Origin of the sequence: Brevibacterium mcbrellneri ATCC 49030 (assembly GCF_000178455.1) — a bacterium.
GTDB lineage: Bacteria > Actinomycetota > Actinomycetes > Actinomycetales > Brevibacteriaceae > Brevibacterium > Brevibacterium mcbrellneri.
This window is the reverse complement of the sequence record NZ_ADNU01000041.1, coordinates 1-1424: the sequence shown is the minus strand read 5'-3', so window position 1 is coordinate 1424 and position 1424 is coordinate 1. Positions and strand designations below refer to the sequence as shown.

At 52.2% G+C, this 1424-nt stretch carries 1 pseudogene; it reads right to left on the bottom strand.

What is annotated here, in order from left to right:
* Nucleotides 1-29: 29 nt before the first annotated feature.
* Nucleotides 30-1368 (bottom strand): annotated as a pseudogene (locus HMPREF0183_RS06940) (IS256 family transposase).
* Between the last annotated feature and the right edge of the window lie 56 nt (nucleotides 1369-1424).

Genomic DNA, 1424 nt, shown 5'->3' with positions numbered 1-1424 from the left:
GGGCTTGTCAAGTTGTTTGTGTGTGAGTGTTATAGGTATTTGTTGATTCGGTCGGGGTAGGCCGTGGCGAGTTGGGCCAGGGCTTGTTTCCAGTTCGTGGTTTGTCGTCCTTGTATAAGCCGTATGTTTTTCTGGTTGATTTTGCCTGCTTCGCGGTTTTTAGCGCGTTCACGGGCTCGTTTATCTTCGATGTTGCAGATCGCTAGCCACAGGAGTTTCACGACGGACTCGTCAGTGGGAAATTGCGACCTGTTTTTCGTCACTTTGCGTAGCTGGTAGTTCAATGATTCGATCGCGTTGGTCGTGTAAATCACTCGTCTAAGCGCTGGTGGAAACGCGAGGAACGGTGTGAATCGGTCCCACGCGTTTTCCCATGTCGCGACCGCCGAAGGGTATTTCTTACCAAGCGGCGAGCTAGCGAAGTCAGTCAGCGCCTGTAATGCCGTATCTTCATTAGCCGCGGTGTACACCGGTTTCAGCGCTTTGGATACGGCTTTACGATCGCCATGAGCCACGAACCTGTTCGCGTTTCGTATCAGGTGGACCACGCAGGTTTGCACCAGTGACTCCGGCCAGGTCGCTTCGATCGCTTCTGCCAGGCCTGTAAGCCCATCACAACACACGATGAGCACATCATTAACACCACGGTTAGCAAGCTCGGCGCACACATGCGCCCACAAGGACGCCCCTTTCAGTGTTTTGCACCCAGATACCTAAGACATGCTTGATACCGTCCATATCAACCCCCACAGCAATGTGCGCGGCTTTGGACCTCACATGACCGTTGTCCCGAACCTTCACCCGGATCGCGTCCAGATAGATCACGGGGTAAAACTCTTCCAACGGCCGGTTTTGCCACTCCATCACCGATTCCATAACCGCATCAGTGATATTCGAGATCGTTTCATGCGATAGTTCCGTCCCGATCGTGGTTTCTAAATGATGCTGGATATCCCTGATCGTCATACCACCGGCATACAACGAGATGATCATGTCATCTAACCCGCCAAGGCGACGCGATCCTTTTGGAACAAGCCGTGGGGTAAATGATCCCTCACGATCCCGGGGTACCGCGATTTCAACACTTCCCGACTCCGTGGCAACGGTCTTGGCATACGAACCATTCCGCGAGTTCGTCGTTGATTTATCGTCACGATTACCCGACTCATAACCCAAATGCGAGGTCAGCTCAGCCTGTAATCCCCGTTCAAGAGTTTCCTTAATCAAAGCTGGCACTAAACCGCCATCGCCAGTGAGCTCAACCTGCCCAGAATCAATCTTGGCAAACAACTCATCCAAAGCACCAGAAGCCTTCAACTGCTCAACAAGCTCAGCAGCAGACTCAGAATTCCCACGTGTATCAGTCACAGTCACTATGATGTCCTTTCATCACTAACCCTGTACACAAACCATTTGACACCCCC